Source organism: Mesorhizobium sp. M4A.F.Ca.ET.022.05.2.1, assembly GCF_003998845.1.
Classification (GTDB): Bacteria; Pseudomonadota; Alphaproteobacteria; order Rhizobiales; family Rhizobiaceae; genus Mesorhizobium.
In genome coordinates this window covers 1-1,237 of the sequence record NZ_RZOJ01000726.1, presented here as the reverse complement: position 1 = coordinate 1,237, position 1,237 = coordinate 1, and the positions used below count along the sequence as shown (strand labels likewise).

At 59.6% G+C, this 1,237-nt stretch carries 1 protein-coding gene; it reads left to right on the top strand.

The annotated features are described in order from the left end of the window. The first annotated feature begins 584 nt into the window (after positions 1–584). Positions 585–1,187 carry an ANTAR domain-containing response regulator gene (locus EN745_RS34915; RefSeq protein WP_006325302.1) on the top strand — a complete coding sequence of 201 codons (603 nt, stop codon included), beginning with the start codon at positions 585–587 and terminating at the stop codon, positions 1,185–1,187. Positions 1,188–1,237: the final 50 nt, after the last annotated feature.

The following is a 1,237-nucleotide window of genomic DNA, read 5'->3' as shown; positions in this document are numbered from 1 at the left end:
GTCTCCAGATATTGCAGAAGATCGCCCCGATTACGAAGAGATCGGGCGCTTCGCTAGCGACGCGTTAGCGAAGCGATTTATCGTGGCTATAGCGAACTAAGGCGTCGTCCGCGAACAACAACAGTCGAAAGGAAGGTTCGATTCGATCCTATTGCTGCCCATTCAAAGGCCGCAAAACCTTCTTTTCGACTTACTTCGACGGTGCACGGAGAAAAGGGGGCATGAATGCCCTACAGACGTTCTTATCCCCGCGTCCGACGGTTCTGAATTTACAGAGACTTCTCTGTAGCTCCGCGCACTACCGACGCGCAGCCAGAAAACAGAAATAGCGGCCACCAACGCTCAGCTTCATTTGAGATTTCCCCCAAAGCACTCATGGCGCGACCTATCTGCGCGCGCAAGGGGAGTTCGATCGGCGCACGCAACTTGTAGATGCGGCTAACAAAAAACCACGCGAAACGTTTGTTTCGATGCCTCCAAAATCACAGCTGTCCATTTCCAGCGTCCGCCTCCATAGGCCTGCCAAGGCATGGCGGCTCGCCATCCCGCATTGCACAATCCCCCCGCTTCGACATATTGGAGCGATGGTCCGTTCCTCGCTCGCCGTTCTTGTGATCGACGAAAACCGCATCCGCGCCTCGATTATTGAGGCCGGGCTGCGGGAGGCCGGGCATGAGCGGGTGACGGTCATCCATGATGTCGCCGGCATCGCGCGGCGCATTGCCGAGATCGAACCGGACGTCATCGTCATCGATCTCGAAAACCCCAACCGCGACATGCTCGAAAACATGTTCCAGCTGTCGCGCGCGGTGAAGAGGCCGATCGCCATGTTCGTCGACCGTTCCGACCAGGCCTCGATCGAGGCGGCGGTCGATGCCGGCGTGTCGGCCTATGTCGTCGACGGTCTCAGGCAAGAGCGGGTCAAGCCGATCCTCGACATGGCGGTGAGCCGCTTCAACGCCTTCTCGCGCATGGCGCGCGAACTGGAGGAGGCCCGCAGCGAGCTGGAGAGCCGCAAGGTCATCGATCGCGCCAAAGGCATATTGATGAAATCGCGGGGTCTCAGCGAGGAGGCGGCCTACACGCTGCTGCGCAAGACGGCGATGAACCAGAACCGCAAGATCAGCGACATCGCCCAGAGCCTGGTGACCGCCGCCGGACTGCTCGGGCCGCTGGAGGACGAATAGGCATGGCAGCGACGCACCAGATCACCGCCGGCTTCATGCCGCTTTTCGAC

What these genes read in the sequence shown, in the direction of transcription:
- EN745_RS34915 (WP_006325302.1), top strand. Translation starts at nt 585, where the DNA reads ATGGTCCGTTCCTCGCTCGCCGTTCTTGTGATCGACGAAAACCGCATC.